Origin of the sequence: Paenibacillus sp. B1-35, from assembly GCF_050474385.1 — a bacterium.
GTDB classification, from domain to species: domain Bacteria; phylum Bacillota; class Bacilli; order Paenibacillales; family Paenibacillaceae; genus Paenibacillus_B; species Paenibacillus_B alvei.
In genome coordinates, this window is sequence record NZ_JBCHVJ010000001.1 from 601,467 (window position 1) to 619,620 (window position 18,154).

At 44.8% G+C, this 18,154-nt stretch carries 16 protein-coding genes and 2 pseudogenes; 13 read left to right on the forward strand and 5 right to left on the reverse strand.

Translation table 11 applies throughout. The annotated features are described in order from the left end of the window. Nucleotides 1-36 precede the first annotated feature (36 nt). Complete coding sequence (locus ACQ5BJ_RS02680; protein WP_268620238.1) at nucleotides 37-732, forward strand: NAD-dependent epimerase/dehydratase family protein; 696 nt, start codon at nucleotides 37-39, stop codon at nucleotides 730-732. A gap of 109 nt (nucleotides 733-841) precedes the next feature. Here the strand turns inward: ACQ5BJ_RS02680 and ACQ5BJ_RS02685 are convergent, their stop codons facing one another. After that, entirely contained in the window at nucleotides 842-2,386 is a 1,545-nt protein-coding gene (locus ACQ5BJ_RS02685; RefSeq protein WP_005550834.1) for a flavocytochrome c, read from the reverse strand. A gap of 262 nt (nucleotides 2,387-2,648) precedes the next feature. On the opposite strand from ACQ5BJ_RS02685, the gene ACQ5BJ_RS02690 reads away from it, so the two are divergent. The 3 genes from ACQ5BJ_RS02690 (at nucleotide 2,649) to ACQ5BJ_RS02700 (ending at nucleotide 5,085) form a co-directional block, all read left to right on the forward strand. Then, nucleotides 2,649-3,473: a MerR family transcriptional regulator gene (locus tag ACQ5BJ_RS02690; protein WP_430108314.1), complete on the forward strand. Its 825-nt coding sequence runs from the start codon at nucleotides 2,649-2,651 to the stop codon at nucleotides 3,471-3,473. A 20-nt stretch (nucleotides 3,474-3,493) separates the two neighbouring features. Beyond that, nucleotides 3,494-4,519 (forward strand): serine hydrolase domain-containing protein, encoded by a 1,026-nt coding sequence (locus tag ACQ5BJ_RS02695; protein WP_430108317.1) that lies wholly within the window; start codon nucleotides 3,494-3,496, stop codon nucleotides 4,517-4,519. A gap of 95 nt (nucleotides 4,520-4,614) precedes the next feature. Then, nucleotides 4,615-5,085 (forward strand): hypothetical protein, encoded by a 471-nt coding sequence (locus ACQ5BJ_RS02700; RefSeq protein WP_268620234.1) that lies wholly within the window; start codon nucleotides 4,615-4,617, stop codon nucleotides 5,083-5,085. 174 nt (nucleotides 5,086-5,259) lie between these two features. Here ACQ5BJ_RS02700 and ACQ5BJ_RS02705 read toward each other — a convergent pair. The 3 genes and pseudogenes from ACQ5BJ_RS02705 to ACQ5BJ_RS02715 form a co-directional block, all read right to left on the reverse strand. Next, a pseudogene (locus ACQ5BJ_RS02705) lies at nucleotides 5,260-5,535 on the reverse strand (DUF3231 family protein); the annotation flags it as partial. After that, nucleotides 5,534-5,833 carry a spore coat protein gene (locus tag ACQ5BJ_RS02710; protein WP_005550825.1) on the reverse strand — a complete coding sequence of 100 codons (300 nt, stop codon included), beginning with the start codon at nucleotides 5,831-5,833 and terminating at the stop codon, nucleotides 5,534-5,536. The pseudogene ACQ5BJ_RS02705 and the gene ACQ5BJ_RS02710, both read right to left, overlap by 2 nt. 34 nt (nucleotides 5,834-5,867) lie before the next feature. Continuing rightward, nucleotides 5,868-6,068, reverse strand: coding sequence for a spore coat protein (locus ACQ5BJ_RS02715; protein ID WP_241734733.1), 201 nt, complete (start codon nucleotides 6,066-6,068; stop codon nucleotides 5,868-5,870). Nucleotides 6,069-6,461: 393 nt separating this feature from the next. Between ACQ5BJ_RS02715 and ACQ5BJ_RS02720 the strand changes: the two genes are divergently transcribed. Continuing rightward, entirely contained in the window at nucleotides 6,462-6,878 is a 417-nt protein-coding gene (locus ACQ5BJ_RS02720) for a DUF1259 domain-containing protein (protein WP_268620233.1), read from the forward strand. Between the two features lie 95 nt (nucleotides 6,879-6,973). Here ACQ5BJ_RS02720 and ACQ5BJ_RS02725 read toward each other — a convergent pair whose 3' ends face one another. After that, nucleotides 6,974-8,593: a GMC family oxidoreductase gene (locus ACQ5BJ_RS02725; RefSeq protein WP_430108321.1), complete on the reverse strand. Its 1,620-nt coding sequence runs from the start codon at nucleotides 8,591-8,593 to the stop codon at nucleotides 6,974-6,976. Nucleotides 8,594-8,790: 197 nt separating this feature from the next. Between ACQ5BJ_RS02725 and ACQ5BJ_RS02730 the strand changes: the two genes are divergently transcribed. The 8 genes and pseudogenes from ACQ5BJ_RS02730 to ACQ5BJ_RS02765 all read left to right on the forward strand — a co-directional run bounded on the left by ACQ5BJ_RS02730 (nucleotide 8,791) and on the right by ACQ5BJ_RS02765 (nucleotide 18,154). Continuing rightward, complete coding sequence (locus ACQ5BJ_RS02730; RefSeq protein ID WP_268620231.1) at nucleotides 8,791-9,186, forward strand: YmaF family protein; 396 nt, start codon at nucleotides 8,791-8,793, stop codon at nucleotides 9,184-9,186. A 293-nt stretch (nucleotides 9,187-9,479) separates the two neighbouring features. Beyond that, entirely contained in the window at nucleotides 9,480-10,613 is a 1,134-nt protein-coding gene (locus tag ACQ5BJ_RS02735; protein WP_268620230.1) for an NAD(P)/FAD-dependent oxidoreductase, read from the forward strand. 359 nt (nucleotides 10,614-10,972) lie between these two features. Then, nucleotides 10,973-11,671 carry a response regulator transcription factor gene (locus ACQ5BJ_RS02740; protein WP_430108324.1) on the forward strand — a complete coding sequence of 233 codons (699 nt, stop codon included), beginning with the start codon at nucleotides 10,973-10,975 and terminating at the stop codon, nucleotides 11,669-11,671. Continuing rightward, nucleotides 11,668-13,020 carry an ATP-binding protein gene (locus ACQ5BJ_RS02745; RefSeq protein WP_430108327.1) on the forward strand — a complete coding sequence of 451 codons (1,353 nt, stop codon included), beginning with the start codon at nucleotides 11,668-11,670 and terminating at the stop codon, nucleotides 13,018-13,020. The genes ACQ5BJ_RS02740 and ACQ5BJ_RS02745 overlap by 4 nt, the downstream gene beginning before the upstream one ends. 102 nt (nucleotides 13,021-13,122) lie before the next feature. Next, nucleotides 13,123-13,665, forward strand: a complete 543-nt coding sequence (locus tag ACQ5BJ_RS02750; RefSeq protein WP_268600005.1) for a PepSY domain-containing protein — start codon at nucleotides 13,123-13,125, stop codon at nucleotides 13,663-13,665. A 112-nt stretch (nucleotides 13,666-13,777) separates the two neighbouring features. Then, entirely contained in the window at nucleotides 13,778-14,353 is a 576-nt protein-coding gene (locus ACQ5BJ_RS02755; protein WP_430108331.1) for a PepSY domain-containing protein, read from the forward strand. 600 nt (nucleotides 14,354-14,953) lie between these two features. Continuing rightward, nucleotides 14,954-15,603: pseudogene (locus ACQ5BJ_RS02760) on the forward strand (TrmB family transcriptional regulator). 169 nt (nucleotides 15,604-15,772) lie between these two features. Next, entirely contained in the window at nucleotides 15,773-18,154 is a 2,382-nt protein-coding gene (locus ACQ5BJ_RS02765; RefSeq protein WP_430108334.1) for a polyprenyl synthetase family protein, read from the forward strand.

Genomic DNA, 18,154 nt, shown 5'->3' on the forward strand with positions numbered 1-18,154 from the left:
TCTGCAATTGATTGTAGATTATGAGGCAAGGGGGATATGAAGTTGAACGGAAAGCAGGCATTAATTGCTGGTGCTAGCGGATTAATCGGGAGAGAATTGCTAAATATTCTGCTGCAATCCGATACTTATGACCAGGTGTATGCGATTGTCAGGAGGCCGCTGGAGACAAAACATCCGAAGCTAACAGAGATCGTCTGCTCTTTCGATCAGCTTGAACAGGTTGCCGAGCAATTGGCTGTTGATGATGTCTTCTGTTGTCTAGGAACAACGATAAAGAAAGCTAAATCAAAAGTCGCCATGTACCAAGTAGACGTTCACTATCCAACATCGTTAGCCAAATTGAGTAAGGAACTAGGAGCACGTCATTTTCTCGTCGTTAGTTCCATGAATGCAAATATGAAGTCTCCGTTCTGGTATGCCCGGATGAAGGGCATGCTTGAAGAACAGTTACAGCATGTATCCTTTGAAGCACTTTCTATCTTCCGCCCCTCCTTGCTCTTAGGAGAGCGTCATGAATCTAGATTGTTAGAGGACTTGAGCAGCAAAGTTATTCGCTCCCTTTTTTCTTTGCTAGGCAGGCCTATACCAAGCCGACTCGCTATTGAAGCGAAAGTCGTTGCTCAGGCCATGTTTTACGTTGCGAATGAGAAGCGTGTAGGAGTGGCTATCTATTCTTCAAACCAAATCGAAGCAATTGCTAGTAGTACGAGCATAACATTTCGGAACAACTAATGACCTCACCGTTTTCAGCACATTGGTGAGGTCATTGCCATTTTTACCGCTTCTGGTACATACGCCGCAAATTTTATCTGTCAGTGTAAATAACGTTTTAATATATCGTTTACTTCACCGATTTAGCGTACGCCGCTGATTTCGTACCCGCTTGACGACCAAAGATGATGATCTCCGCGATTGAGTTGCCCCCGATCCGATTCTCCCCGTGCAAGCCTCCAGTTACTTCACCCGCTGCAAAAAGGCCCGGGATAGGGCGGCCGTCCTTGTCCAGCACTTCTGTATTTGTATTAATTTTTACGCCACCCATCGTGTAGTGAATGCCTGGGCCGATTTTGATCGCATAGAATGGAGCAGCAGACAATTCATGATCCATCCCTGTTTTTCTGTTAAACTCCGTATCTTTCTTATTTTTCACTGCACTATTCCACGTATCGACCGTTTTTTGGAGCTGTTCCGCAGGCATTTTAATTTCTTCAGCCAACGCCTTGACGGTGTCATTTGTTTTGACAAAGCCCATTTTTTCATACTGCTCAATCGCTTTAGCACGTGATCGGACACCAGCATCGAAAATGAGGAACGCATTTTTCTCCGTCAGCTTAGTAATGGCTGCTGTTACGCTATCCCGAGCAGCCATTTCGTTCACGAACCGCTTGCCTTGGCTGTTGACAAGTATAGCACCTTCGCCGCGTACAACTTCACCGATGAGATAGGAGTTCTCCTGCTGAACGGTCGGATGAACCTGTATTTGTCCCATATCAACCGTTGTTCCGCCCGCTTTCTCAATCATAGAAATGCCATCGCCCGTGCTTCCTGGCTGGTTTGTTGTCACATAACCCTTCAGATCCGGGCGAACTTGAGCAATACGATTCATGTTGGCGCCAAATCCACCGGCCGTCATTACCACCGATTTTGCTGCAATCGTTTTGTCGCCATGCTGACTGAATGCTACCTTAACTCCTGTCGCTTTTCCGTTTTGAATCGTAATATCTTTAACGTCTGCATTCACAAATATCGGAATCCCTTTTTCCTGCACATTCTTCAGTAATCCGGTGACAAGATATTGACCGACCGCAGATCCGTCCTTAGGTCGATGGGTGCGCTTCTCACTCATGCCCCCGGTAATCGTAATATTGTTGAGTGTAATACCAATGGAGTCGAGCCAGTCAATCGCTTTGGCAGAATTGTCAACGAAGAAGTGAAGCATATCTTTGTTGTTTGTGTTATGTCCACCCTTAAGGGTCTCCTCGTAAAACAAGTCATTTTTATCTGTAATGCCCTGTTCTTTCTGGAACTTCGTTTCTGATGCATTCATACCGGAAGATGCTTTGCTTGTATTGCCGCCAGCAACTGGCATTTTCTCAAGAATAACAGGATTCATGCCCGCAGCCTTCGCTTCAAGCGCAGCAGTCATGCCCGCGCCGCCCGCGCCAACAACTACGATATCATAGCTGTTCTTCAGTTCCTCAATTGGGGTATACTTCGCCATGGATGCGCCAGAAGTAGCATCTTTTTGGCCTTTATCTTTTTCTTCCTGAGCTTGGTTGTTCTTGCCTGCATTGTTCTCTTCTTTCTTGCTTGCGCCACCGCAACCTGAAATCATGAGCAGCAAAGAAAGGAAGAGAACGAAGAAAATTTTAGATTGTTTTTGCATGATGCAATCCTCCACGATGGAATATGTTCTTGAATGTCTTGTCGCTAGGATGAACATAGGGAGCTTTATGACAGGAACGGTTCATCACTTATAGCATGTCATTTTCGACTTCTTATTATTATGAACATCAACATCGGCATTCAATAGCGAGCACATAAGCAATAGCCTATTGACTTTGCCCTTAGGGGAAGTTGTACAGTGGGGTAGAGCAAGGAACAAGAGATAAAACATTTCTTATATTTGAAATAGGGGGAGTGCCACTTTGCTGTCGATAGGGGAATTCTCAAAGATTTGCGGAGTATCAACAAAAACGCTTCGCTATTACGGGGAAATCGGATTAATAAATCCAGATGAGATTAACTCGGAAAACGGTTACCGGTATTATTCCATTAAGCAGCTAAAGAAAATGCTCTTGATTAATCGCTTGAAATCTTATCAATTTTCACTCGATGAGATTAGAGCCATTCTGGAGTGGGAAGGGGAGAAATCTGAGGAAGAATTGTCTGCTCTCCTTTACCGCAAGCAAAGAGAAATACAACTTCAGCTGCATGCGCTTGGACTTACTTTAACCCAATTGAGTGGGGACATTTCAAGAGTAGAGAAGGGTATACCGATCATGTCGCACCTTGATCAAATAGAAGTACAGCTTGTCGAAACTCAATCTTTAAATATCCTGTATACACGCCGAATGATGACCAGCAATGACTACGCACAAGGGTACGGAACGTATTTTAGCAGGCTTTATGAACAGATCGCTGTTGAAAGACTCACCATGCTCGGCACCCCCATGACGATTTACCACAGCCCGGAGTATAATCCTCTCGGTAATGATACGGAGTTCGCCATCCCTATCAAAGAAACGGTGAAAGGAACAAGAGATTTGCCGGGCGGCCTGTGTGCGAGGTCTATCGTGAACGGTCCATATGCAGAATTGACATCGGTATATGCCAAGCTGAGAGAATGGGTCGAACATGAAGGGTATGAACTAGTCAATTCACCGTACGAAGTGTATATAACCGACCCTATTTACGCTGCATCACCTGAAGATATGCTTACAGAGGTCTATTTTCCTGTAAAGAAAAAATAGCAGCAGAAAGAGAGAGCGATATGAACAGAATCGATTGGACAACTGCAGAATGGCTAGTCGCAGCAGATCCGGAAGCCTTGCAAATGGATGCTGAAAAATTGTCAAAGCTTGACTCTATCCTCAAATCCGAGTATAGCAATATAAACGGCATCGTCGTTGCAAGAAATCGAGCGATTGCTTATGAAAGATATTACAACGGCTATGGGCCAAATGATACGCATCATGTGGCATCTGTCACGAAGAGCATCTTATCTGCCCTCATTGGCATTGCCATAGATGAAGGATATATTAAGCATATAGACCAGAGGGTGCTGGAGTTTTTCCCCGAACATGATCCTGATCCAACTGATAGGAAGAAACAAGAAATAACCATACGGCATCTACTCACGATGACCGTACCGTATCCATTCGAAGATTGGCAAGAACCGCTTGATCAGATGTGTATGCAGTCTGACTGGGTAAAATATACACTGGATATGCTTGGCCAAGGAGGAAGAATCGGAGATTTTAAATATTCAACCGCAGGAGCACACCTGTTGTCAGCGATCATTACGCGCAGTACGGGACAAAGTGCCCGTGAGTTGGCAAATGAGCGGTTATGCAAACCGATCGGCATGTCCCAAATTCCGGATTATGAGATGCAATCGTTCGGATTCGATGATTTATTCGGCAAGAATGTGAGAGGGTGGGTGAAAGATCCGAGCGGCAATTCAACGGGAGGATGGGGACTCACGCTAAGCCCGCGTGATATGGCTCGATTTGGTGCTCTCTATTTGAATCGGGGAGCATGGAACGATCACCAAGTTATTCCGGCATCATGGGTAGAAGAATCAACAGCGATGAACACTCATCATTACGGTTATTTATGGTGGCTGCGCGAAGAGGATGGAATATTTACATACGCAGCAATAGGAGATGGCGGAAATATCATCTGCTGCATTCCAGAAAAAAACCTCGTCATAGCCATTGCATCCGAATTTATTATGAATCCTCGCGATAGATGGAGACTGATTAAGGAATGCATTATCCCGGCAGTTATAGACTAATGGTGGAATGAAGAACGATTTTTCAGTAAAGGTGCAACTTTTAACAATGAAATGAGTCTATAGATCGAGTTATATTTTTCCATCCGGGAGCAAAAGTGTTTATATGCGAAGAAAAATCAGCACAAATAGATAAAAAATGGTTACATAAAGCTGCTAACGCAATCAACCAATTAAGAAGCAAAGAGGCGAAAATAAAAATTGTTCTCATATCTCGGGTAAAGGATGAGGTCGCCGACAGCTTCTTCTGGTATTTCGCCGATCGCTACGAACATCATCGCGTCAAGATTGACGGAATAACTAATCAAGTGTCAGAAGTCGATACGCTGAAAATCGATTGGACCAGCGACGAAGATTTTGCCAAATCCTTTGCTAAGCCTAAATACACCCAGAAGCAAGCGATTTCTGCAGCAAGCAGTAAGGTTATGTCCATATTCAATGTCAATTTGGCTGGATATAAAGTATCCGTTAAATGGAATGAATATACATTCAAGAAAGATAAACAGCCTGTAATCGTGGGCAAGATTAATAAGAAGGGGGAATTTTATTACTTTTCCCTCACTCCTTAAGCTGGAGCCCTGCTCCAATAACAAATCAAAAAAGCGAGCGACTTTTTTTGATTCTCTTGTGTGATACCTGGAATGCAAAGAGGAACCCGTTTATCGGATTCCTTTTTTTGCTTTTATTTAATCAGTAAAGTTAGCGGACATCTCTTAAGTCTGGAATTTGTGTCCGGTTACCTTTTAAGCTTCCTTTCCGTCTGGTCTCTTTATTAATAGCGGAGGCGGGATTAACCATCCTTTTTCTTTACTGATTTCGAGAGCCTTCAATCCTAGTGCTGTTTTCGTCATATGGTATTTCCCGAACAATGCTCCAATGTCTTCCCGAATGGATTTCCCCATTACTTGGCTGCAAGCGACCATGCCTGCTGCTGTATCAGCAGAAATTAACGGCGCAATTTCTTGATCCGCAAGTCGAGCTCCAATAGGTATTTCCTCAAGTTTAGATTCCGGCCTCTCAGCCGTTAATTAAATTCAATGAAGTAGTTGCAGCGTTAATGTCTACCTGCAACTGCTCGTGTACGTTATACGGATGATAAAATCCTTTTTCTACCATGTAGGAAGTTATTGCTTCATGGGTTTGAATAGCAGTGTCCAAATGCTTTTTAAGAACATTTCTAATTTCCGGCGTTGCGGCTTCTGTTATGGCAACCGCCAAATCTTTAACTCCGGATTTAGCCGTTATAAGCATGTCAGAGGCCACGATTTGATCGGACATCCCGTTCATTCCAGTAAGGTTTTTCAGCAAGTAATTCATCGTTCATTCATCCACCTTTCTGAGAAAATTCAATTTATTGTTGTATGCGAGACAGAATGTTCTTATAGTCGGCTATCGCTTGAGCTGAATTTTGAATGTCAGTTTCCATCAATTTTTTTAACTGTTCGCAGGAAACCAAATTGTACATGGATGCAGTTTTATTCATACAAGTGTTTTTGAAATTCATGAGCTCATGGACTTCCAATACCTCATGGGTGGCCAGTTGATTATTCAACAGAAAATCCTCCTATCTCGTTCATGTAAATTTAGATGCAGTTTTTGAATCTTTAAGTAATGTGCTCTAAAGCGGGGGTAATATTCACCATATCGAAAGCGTTGAATAATTATTTGGGATGCCACAAATGCTCGTCCGTGGTTATGCCATTTCTGTAACAGAGACGGCTACGCACGCTTTAAGAGCAGTAATGACCCGACAAATAAATACCGCCAGCTTCTTAAACTCAGGAGCATAACAACGTTTTACGCTTAACATTTTCTTGATAGAGCAGATGCTTAACGATGAAGCATTCATCCCTTGAATCATATAAAAATTGGAATTTAGGCATTCGCATAAACAACTCCCTCTAGCTGTTAATACACTGTTTGTAAACCCATAAGGAGGTTCAAAATGGCGAATGTTAAAGTAAGTCCTACATTTCGAAGATTATGCAATCGTTTTGCAGCGATTTTGGGAGGGGAGCATGAAATTGATCCGGGGCCTGTCTGTTTCGTAAGCAGAGCAAGAAATCTGCGCGCAACTATTTTAGGCAGACGAACAACTTCTCCACTTGTGCGGTATCAGTTGTTTTCGTTCGAATCTCTGGATAGACAGGGTCGCGCACTTTGCCTGGGAGAAACCGCAGTTTTCCAGAATCAAGCCAATCGATTGATTCGAAATCTACAGCGAAACGGCATAAAGGTAACAGCCCTTCACAATCACTGGTTAAATGATAACCCTCGATTAATGTATATCCACTGGGAGTCCATTGACAATCCGATCGCGTTTGCCAAAAAAACGAAACGTTCCATCGCTTTCCTAGGCTAAACAACTAATAAGCAACCGTTCTCCTTTATAGGCCAAAAGCTTATATTCACTGTAAAGATGACTAGAACAAGGGGCTGTCACACAGCCCCTTGTTGTCATTCTCCTTCCCATTCCAAGTATGTCTGTTGATTTTTTTTGCGTATTGGTTTTTTACACAATTGTTTCGCAATGGTATATCCGATGAGATACGCTGCCGAGGAAGTATTTCCATCGACTGTGAAAGGTACGATGGACGCATCTGCAACAATCAAATTTTGTACGCCATGTACTTCACCTCTACGATTGACGACTCCTCCCTTAGATAATGGAGCCATACGGAGAAATTCTTGTTGATGGTGATTATGATCGAAATTATCTTTAATAAATTGTTCGAGCCTGTCATCATTATCAATGATATCGAGCGTAGGCGATAGGAGTTTATAAGAGGAATCAATCCGTGCAAGCTCTTGAGCAATATTTCTTATATAAATTCGATAGATTCTTTTTATAGCCTCCATATCGTCTGGATCTGTGAGAAAGCCCTCGTCCGCCAATACAATATTCAGCGGATCAGGGCTTTGTATGCGGATCGAACCTCTACTCTTTGGCTGCAAGTACAAAATCGCGATTGTCAACCTGTCTTCGGATCCGATGCCAATAAGCTGAACCGCCCGTTGATCCGGATCGATTCCGGATGGATCAGGCAAGAAAGCTCCTCCCGTATATAGTGCGTTTGGATCGAGGTCAGGGAGGGGACGATCATTCGAATTGGCAGTGAATACGGCAAAATTCAAGGTATGGTTTTTTAACCGTTGTCCCACATTGGGATTATCAACGACGATAGGGATTCCCGCCTTTTTCAACACTTTAGCGGGGCCAATTCCAGATAGCATCAATAACTGCGGGCTATTAATTCCTGCCGATATAATTACCTTCTTGCGAGAATATGCACAGACACATTTACCGTCCTTCAAAAATTCGACTCCAATGGCACGTTTTCCGGAAAAGAGAATGCGGAGAGCCGTTGTCCGGAACATTACCGTAAGTTTGCGGTTATTAACACCCCGACCAGTCGGCGTCATAATATCCGGAGATAGGAAGGCAGTTGAAGAACTTTCCCTACGGCCATCGGGTTGTTGATATAATTGCCAACGGGTAAATGGCCCTAGCGGAGTATCGGGATCATTATAGTCAAGAATTGTGGGATACCCCGTAGCTCGCTCGATCGCTATCGTCAGCTTGCTTGCCATGGCTGTAGGCGTTTCAGGCGCTTGGCGAATGCTGATTCTTCCTCGATAGCCGCGTGCATTTTTATTGGTAGTTTTCCCGTTATAATGCTCTAATCTTTTGAATCGGCGTTTCGCTTTTTCAGGTGACCATAAGGGTCCAAGCAGTTGTTCCCACTTTTGGAGCACTTCCGTTGTCGGTCGTACATATTGCTCTCCATTAATTGAGGAACCGCCACCCAAGAGACGCCCTGTAGTCCACTCGAAGGAGCGGTCATCAATACCTTCTTGAGGAACGCCTTCTCCTTGCCAAAAGTAGTTCGGAAAGAAGTTTTCTTCAAGTTCCGGAGCAAAGGTCGAATCCATAATCGGTGTATCTTTATCATGATTTCCGCCTGACTCTAACACAAGTACAGAGGTTTGATGGTCGTCAGTAAGTGTCTTTGCGATAACAGCTCCAGCCGGACCTGTACCTACAACAATGTAATCATACGTTAAATTCTTTCTCATTAGTGATCTCCCTCTAACGATTTGACTTATTCAGCATATTATGTCGTTCCCACAAATGTGCCTATCTAAGCTAAGGAAGATTGCAACGATTTTAGGCATTCGCCGTGCTCTAGTATAAAAACACAACATAGACTACTGCTATATAGAAACAGGTAGAACGAACCTTCTTATTCAAAATGAGGGAGAGATAGATCGCAATGGAAATCCCAATTTCAGGGTTTATTTATGAGTCTGAAGAGAAGAACATGCATCATTCACATAAATTATATATTACATCTTGGAATGGAAGGCCTGTTCATGTACACGATTTTTCCGGGATTACCTCGGTAGATATTGGGCATCGCCATGAATATGCCGGAACAACAGAACCTGCGCCAAATGACGTGCAGCATACTCATGAGTACTATGCAGAAACCACATTTAATGACGGCCATACACATGTCATCAGCGGTAGAACGGGACCCGCTATTCCGGTTCCACAGGGAGGCCATATTCATTTATTTCAAGGAGTAACAACCGTAAACGGACGCATTCCTCATGCTCATCATTATAAAGGTCAAACAGGAATTGAGATTAATCGAAGAGCTTTTTGAAACTTACATCCCTGTTAAAGCCACTGCAATGCCAAAATGAATTGCTCGGTTATGGGCGATTCATTTTTTGACCAAGGTGGGACAAGCCATTTTAGACATTTAAATCGAAACAGCCTTAACGTTAACTTGTTGACATCACCTGCTTTCACAGGGAGGGGAGTAAGTAACCGAGATTATGGCATCGCTCGCTCAACACTACTTTGTGGCTACGAGTTTCGTTTTTATTGTTCAGGTTATGCTTTCATCCGAAGTTCGTTATAATGGATACAGTGCGTTAGGAAAGGAATGTATTCATGAAGAAAGTCATCGTAGTTGGAGCAGGAATTCTTGGAGCATCAACAGCATACCAGCTAGCCAAATTGGGGGCAGATGTTCTTATTGTAGACCGCAACGATAGTGGACAGGCTACGGATGCCGCTGCCGGCATTATCTGCCCATGGCTGTCTCAGCGGCGCAATCAGGCCTGGTACCGGTTAGCCAGGGAAGGAGCACGTTATTACCCTAAGTTGATTCAAGAACTTACAAGCGAGGGCGAAACCGATACTGGCTATGCCAGGGTTGGAGCGCTTTGTATTCATGATGATGTAGATAAGCTAAGAAAGATGGAGGAGCGGGCGTATAGTAGAAAGGAAGATGCACCAGAAGTCGGTAATATTACTCCGCTAAATGAAACAGAGACCCGTAAGCGATTTCCGCTGCTGGCAGGAGGCTATCATTCCGTTCATATTAGCGGCGCCGCCCGTGTTGATGGACGAGCGCTGCGCGATGCGTTGCTGCGATCGGCACAGCGTAACGGAGCTGCTATGATCCAAGGAGATGCCGTGCTTCAGTATAAATCGAAACGGGTGACAGGGGTGATGGTAGGCGATGAAAGCTTTGCATCTGATATTGTTATCGTATGTGCGGGGGCATGGGCCAATCCACTATTTAAGCCATTGAGCCTTCATTTTCAAATAAGCTACCAAAAGGCACAGATCATGCATCTGCATGTTCCCGATCAACAAGATACCGGCTCCTGGCCGTTAATTATGCCGCCAACCGATCAATACATGCTCGCATTCAATCAGCAAAAGATCGTAATCGGTGCCACTCATGAAAATGAGGTAGAAGGCTACGATACAAGAGTAACAGCAGGCGGAATGCAGGAAGTTCTGAATAAGGGCCTTACATTGGCACCCGCTTTAGCTAACTGTACCGTACAAGAGGTTAGAGTTGGATTTCGTCCCTTTACACCAGGTTACCTTCCGGTAATTGGCGCTGTGCCTGGTTGGGAGGGACTTTTGACGGCCAATGGACTGGGATCATCCGGTCTGACGGCAGGTCCTTATTTGGGAAGCCAGTTGGCAAAAATGGCACTCAACATGGAGCTGGATATCAATCTTGAGGATTATGATATTCGCAAAGCAATCGGTGAAAATGAAATCTAATAGTTTTCATGTAGTCCACATTTAAAAGAAACGCCGTAGCTTCTCAACTCGGGAGCAAAACGGCGTTTTTCACTTTACATACGTCTTGATAGGGCAGATGCTTAATGAAGAATCATCCATACCTATATCAGACAATGATGACTTTAGAAACTGCATCGATTGCGGTATCTTGTAATTATATTCAAATATTCTCGATAGCCCCATTTGATATAATGGATATTACTCTTTTCATGGATTCGATAGTCCGACTCTTTTGATGAGTACGGAAAATAAATTTATAATGTGGGGAACGCAGAGTTTGGAATCTAATCGCTTATCATTATTGAGAAACCAATGCCAGGGGAGAGCGAGGCTAATATATGGACAAGCCTAAAATACTGATCGTCGAAGATGAAGAAAAAATTGCCCGCGTGCTGGAACTGGAGCTTGCATATGAAGGGTATGAGGTTGGCAAGGCATTAGACGGTCTGGAAGGGTACCGCATGTTTCAGGAGCAGTACTGGGATCTGATACTGCTGGACGTAATGCTGCCCGGCATTAGCGGAATCGAGCTGCTGCGTCGCATCCGTTCCCATGACACGCATATCATGGTCGTGATGCTGAGCGCTAAGGACTCCGTAGAGGATAAAGTATCGGGCCTAGATCTCGGAGCCAACGATTATGTGACGAAGCCTTTCCAGATGGAGGAGCTGTTGGCACGCATACGCGCCTCGCTGCGCATGCGGCGTAAGACTCCGGCCGCCGAGATCCAGCCTGAGTGGATTACGGTCGCCGATCTGAGCTTGAGCGAACTTACGCATGAAGTAAAGCGCGGGGAAGACCGGATTGAACTGACACCTCGCGAGTTCGAGCTACTCGCATATCTGATGAAGCATGCCCGACAGGTATTGAGCCGGGAGCAATTATTGGATGGCGTGTGGGGATATGGCTATTACGGAGATACGAATATTGTGGATGTATATATTCGTTACGTTCGCCACAAGGTTGACAAGCCCTATCATACAACGTTGATTCATACTGTGCGCGGCGTAGGCTATGTACTGAGGGATCCGGGATGAAGCTTAGAAATAAAATAAATCTTTACACAGCGGTATTGTTCATCGTGCTCATACTGATCGTGAATACAGCCATTTATTATATGTTCAGCAACATGATTTTGAATAGCGAAGCGAACAGAGTGGCGGGAGAAGCGCAGCAGGCGTTAACGGGAATCAATCAGACAGGCACCTCAATACCGCCGGATGATCTATTGCGGGCCTATGTGCCGCTTCGCGGCATTCTCCAGATCGTCAATGCGGACGGAAGGCGGGGCGCGGCGGTTGCGGCGCCAGAACTGAAGGAGCTTCGCGAGTTTCCCGTTGCTTATTATCGCCAGGAAGAGCGCAGCATTGTCGACGTCCAGGGCATTCCGCATGTCTTCGTGTCGCTTCCAATTGTCTGGCAAGACGGCGAGGTAGCCAATCTGCAGGTCATGGAAAGCCTTAAGTCCACCGCTGATATGCTCCATATCTTGCGGGTGGTGCTTATTCTGGTGTCCGGGGTTGCCATCCTTCCTGTCCTGATTTCGTCCAAGCTGCTAAGCAACTTCATTACCCGGCCAATCTCATCGATGATTGCAACAATGCGGGATATTCAGCAGAGCGGGCGATTTAAGCGGATTCCGCTGCCGAAGAAGTCCAAGGACGAGCTCTACCAGATGGGTATCACGTTTAATCGTATGATGGATTTGTTGGAGGTCAATTACGAGAAGCAGGGCCAATTCATTTCCAATGCATCCCATGAACTGAAAACTCCGCTCACAATTATCGAATCCTATGCATCCCTGTTGAAAAGAAGGGGGAAAGAGCAGCCCGAGTTGTTTGATGAATCTGTTGAGGCGATACATTCGGAAGCCATTCGGATGAAGGATCTGACCCAGCAATTGCTGCTGCTGGCAAAGCATGACGAGATGTGGACGGTCACAGTAGAAACCATTGATCTGGGACAAATGATCGAGGAATGGGTTCGCGCTTTCCAGAAGGCCTACCAGCGCGAAATCTTGCTGCAGCAAGAATCAGACATAATCGTGGAAACAGATGTTCAAAAATGCAAACAGCTGTTTTATATTGTGATGGATAATGCTCGCAAATATAGCGAAGGATCAATCGGAATCAGTGTCACAAAAGCTGGGACAAAGGCGGTTGTCGAGATTAGCGACAGCGGGATCGGTATCCCAGCGGATTCGTTGGGCAAAATTTTTGATCGGTTCTACCGGGTAGATAAGGCTAGAACAAGAGCAACGGGCGGCTTTGGCCTGGGATTATCGCTGGCTAAGGAAATTGTCGAGGTTCTGGAGGCCGATATTCACATCGAAAGCATGGAAGGCCGCGGCACGAAAGTTCAAATTTCATTTAAGCAGGCACAATGAAGGGGAGTTTGTGACACTGCTGCTATCTTAACGATTTCTCGCGGTGCTCATTTATAGGGAGCAATTATCTTCGAGATATTCCGGAAATAGGGAGGCACATAATTGAGAAAAGCATGGCTAGGCACGGCCGTAATTGCGTTTTTTGCCATTGTGATCTGGCAGCTTGTTCGCCTGCTCTCCTTTGCCGAGCCTTTATCCGCCGTGGAGGCGGCCAGCAAGGTCAAAAATATGTACAAAGGGGAGATCGCGGGAGTCGTCGAGCTCTCTAGCGCCTACCGGGTTACGATGGTGCTGGATTCGGGAACATATGTAGTTAGTATTGAAAAGAATAACGGAAAAATTAAGGGTATGGCTAGGACAAAGAAAACCGCGCTTAAACCGGAGGCCAAGCCGCCTGCTGTGCAGTCGGATAAGCAGAAGCCTCCCACGGCGGCGAAGCCGGAGCCGAAAAAACGAATTTCAGAGAAAGAAGCGATCGCTATTGCGCTCAAGACAGTGAACGGGAAGGTCGATGACATTGATCTGATCCAGTCAGGCGGCATCGCTTATTATCTTATCGAAATAGATCAGGAAGACGGCGCGGATGGAACCGTTCAGATCAATGCAATAACCGGGGAAGTAAAATCCGTAACCTGGGATGATTGAGACCGGTACCGAATGTTGGCCGTTTCTCATCGATTTCTCATTTATCTTTTCTTAAATCCTCATTTTCGTTGTCTATAGTAAGGGTAACATCTATTGAAGGAGGCAACATAGTATGAAACGCAAAATTATTGCAGGCATTGCAAGTCTGCTATTGGTCGGAGGCGCCGTAGGTGCGGCCGCAGCCGCAGGCACGGCTAACGGTTCTATGAAGGATCCGTCACACGGAAGCCGGCAACTGCTGACATCGAAACAGGCGGAGGAGATTGCTCTTCGACAAGTAAATGGAGACGTGCGCAGCGTAGAGTTGAAAAAAGAGAACGGCCGGATGTTATTTGAGGTCGAAATCAGAACGGCAGGCAGTCAGGATGACGACGAAGTGACATTGGATGCCGTGTCCGGCAAAGTGCTCAAGGTCGAACGGGATGAAGACAATGATGCGAATGTGCGCCAGAGTGTACGCCGCCAAACGCAAAAACGCCAGGCTGCCATTTCGAAGGAGCAGGCAGTCGCCATCGCTCTTCAGGAAACGCCGGGCAAGGTCACTGAGATCGATTCCGACAAGAACGTTTACGAAATTGAACTTCGCAATGGAAATCGCGAAGTTGAATACAAGATTGATAAGTACACGGGCAAAATTGTGGAAAAAGAGGCAGATAACGCCGACGAGCATGAGTGGGACAATGATTAATAATGATCAGATGAAAGAGGGGACAAGTTCCGCTCTTTGCTATTTCCGAAAGATTCAATAACGCAGTGTGGTGCGAGACCTCTTTCAATGAAAAGCGTTGATATGATCTGGCATATAGCAATATTTATTCGATGCTTCAACTGACGCAATCGCCAAGTATTGTTCGATCAAAAATGAAATCCCATTGAAAAGGTCATCGCGTCTCGCGCACCATAACGCCAATCGATGTATTGCACATTGCACATCGATTGGCGTTTTTTGGGGGAATAAGCATGAATTTAAGCATTCGCTGTCTCCCAAAAATAACGAAACATAAACTGATATTATATAGAAACATGCTTGAAGGGGATATTGATATCCATAGAAACCTCAATTTCAAGGTTTATTTTTGAGTCCGAAGAGAAGAACATGCACCATGCCCATAAATTATATATTCCATCTTGGTGTAGACAACCTGTTCACATTCACGATTTTTCCGGGATTACCTCGGTAGATGTCGGCCATCGCCTTGAATACGGCGGAACAACAGTAAACGGACGCATTCAATCCTCATATTTATCATTATAAAGGCCAAACAGGAAGTTAGAGGCGAAATGCTATTTGGTGCTTCATCAAGAGACGAGAATCTCTGGCTATGAAGTAGCCAAAAGGGTATCCGTATCCCGAACAAATGTATATGCAGCGCTCCGGTCGTTAACGGATAAAGGAATATGTCGTATGATCGAATCCGATTCCGTCATGTATGATGCCGTGCCAATCGATCAATTATCACCATCTTTTTACAGTTGGCAAGGGAGAAGTGCAATCGAGAGCGCAATTCGACGGCTCGCTGCCAACGCGACTAAGAGCATAGTCGTTGATGTGTGGGCCGAAGACATTCATTGGGTAGAAAATGCTCTAATCAAAGCAGAGCAAAGGGGAGTAGCCGTAACTTTGATTTCGATCGGCGCAGTGAATAGCAGTCTAAAGAATGTACTCGTTCATAAACGAAACGACGAATGGATAACGTAGAATCAAGAAAGTTTTCCATGCTCTGCGATAATTCAGCTGCACTTCTCGGAAGCTTTGGTCAGAAATTTGCGCCGTCGCTGCTGGAAACCAACCATCCCTCGCTCACTGAATTACTTCAAAATGCCTTCTATCATGATATTATGATGGAACGAATCGAGCTCGACTTTAACCGAGAACTGTCCCAGAAATATGGAGAACATTATGAGCAAATCCTTCGCATATACAAATCATATTTTTAAACGTCATCGTATGTTAACGTAGGCTGCCCTCATCTGCGAAGGCAGCTTTTTCTCGTTTAAAAGTGCCCCGGCAAAATACGTAACCCAAAATATTCTTGTACGTATAATGATAATAATTGTGAAGTCATGCATATTGAACAATCTTATCAAAGTCGAGGGAAGACATCTGATGAATGAAGCAATCATTGATCATGCCAATGCAGCGTATCAGCATGCTGAGGAGAAAGCAGCACAATATTTTGCAGTACTCCATGAACAGTTAAAGAAGAAGACTTACATCACTAGTTTATCCGAAGATATTCGATTGTGGAAAAAGAACCATTTTCCTCGTCATTCATGGTTGTCCATCTTTTCAAAGACCAAGAAAAAGCCGTCTACGAAGGAATATCACCGATATATTCAATGGCTGGATCAGTCAGGTAAATTAGAAAATTACTTGCATCGCAGTGTATCTTATATGTATATGAGAGATCTCGGCAAGACTCTGGATTCTCCTGATACACAGGCAAAAATCACACGTTTCGTTGCCGATATTAAGCAGCAGCTAACTAAACCTATCCGTAATCGTGATGAGATTCAGCCAGAGTTGATGAGCGTGGCTAGATTATATCGATGGGCTCAGAAGGAAGGTATTGAAGAAGAAATTATATGGGTCATCAACAAGCTTGACGCTGTATCCTCCCATATTCCGAAGGAAATGAATGCAGAGCATGCCCAGCGTAAGCTGATTAAAATCATAATCGGTGTTGTCCTTCATATGAAGGACAATATGGACGACAACACTCCAGCATTAGAGCGTGCCAAGCAACTCGGCGAAGCCATCAGACTGGGATATAGCTATGGACTGACCTATCCGTTCATTGACGATCTTCTAGATTCTGGAGCATTAACTACCGTAGAACAAGAACAATACTCTAACATGATTCGAGAGGCGCTGCTTACAGGAGTGGTACCGGATATCGGGGAATGGCAGGGGAAGTACAACGAAATCATTCATTTTATTCATTCCGAACTGCGGGAGGCATTCAAATATATTAAGGAATATCAAAGACCTCAGACTGAACCCCATTTTTTTGAGCAATCCTATGTGTTTTTTTGTGCCCAGAACATAGATCGTGTCAAGGATCTGGCAAATGCAAATTATACAAATGAAGAGCTTTATATACCCGTCATATTAAAATCATCATCTTCACGCTTGATCGTCCGCTCTGTTATTCGTGCGCCTGAGGATGCAGGGTTTGAACAGCGCACCTTTTATTATGGAATTTATAATCAACTGGCGGATGATTTTGCAGATATGCTCGATGACTTGCAAGAGGGAGCGGTAACGCCCTATACCTATTATGTAAAGTACCGTCAACAACGAACGGATCTCATTAACCCATTTGAATTATACTGGACAGTTATCTCCCACATCATTCATCATGTTCATCACTCTGACACCGCTACGCGTGAGGTAATATTGGATCGGGCAATCAATAGCTTGAAGCGCTGCAAGGAGCGTGTCGGTGCCGCAAAGTATGAAGAAATTATGGATATTTTCGCAGTTGGAGATTCAGCCTTTCATCTACTTATTCAACAAATGGTGCAACAGGCAGATGACGTGGATTTCTTCGACAAGCTGCTTCGAGATCAACTCGTTCTTCAGCTTGCGAATAACCGGAAAGAAAAGGAACATTTCCAGGCTTTGATTGCAACGATTCGGAAAGAGATTGACAGCATACTGCACTTGTCCAAGCCTAGCTCGCTTCCGATAGAGGATCCGCTATTTGATGCGGCCAATTACAGTCTCAATGGAGATGGAAAACGAATACGTCCGATATTGACTTGGGTAATGGGCGTGAATGAGTATGGGCTGCAGCCGGCGGCACTCGTGCCCCTGCTAAGATCATTGGAATTTATGCATACGGCTTCCTTGATCTTTGATGATCTTCCGTCACAGGACAATGCAGCTACACGAAGAGGAAGACCAACCTTGCACCGTGTATATAACAGCGCCACAGCGGAGCTTACCGCTCTATTGTTAATTCAAAAGGCTATTCAGGAACAATCATCTTTAGACAACTTTGATGCTGCGACCGTCCTGAAGCTAATTCAGTATTCGGCACGCAAAGCAGAAGAATTATGCAGGGGCCAATCCATGGATCTGCAATCAAAAGGCATGCGGCTGACCTTAGAGCAAATGAATGCGATTTGCTACTATAAGACAGGTGTTGCCTTCGAAGCATCCCTAGTTATGCCTGCTATTCTTGCCAAGGCTCCAGAAGGCGAGGTTGCCGTATTGAAGAAATTTGCCTATCATGCAGGCATTGCTTTTCAAATTAAAGATGATTTGCTCGATATAGAAGGGGATATGAACGTGCTTGGGAAACCGGTTGGACAGGATATGGAGAACAACAACTCGAATTTTGCATCCATCCTAGGTGCAAATGAGGCAAGAAAGATGATGTGGGAGCACTACTGTCTGGCCGCGGAAGCGTTGCATGAATTGCCGCGAAATATTGCTTTCCTGAAGCATCTGTTACATTATCTCGTAAATCGATTACGATAA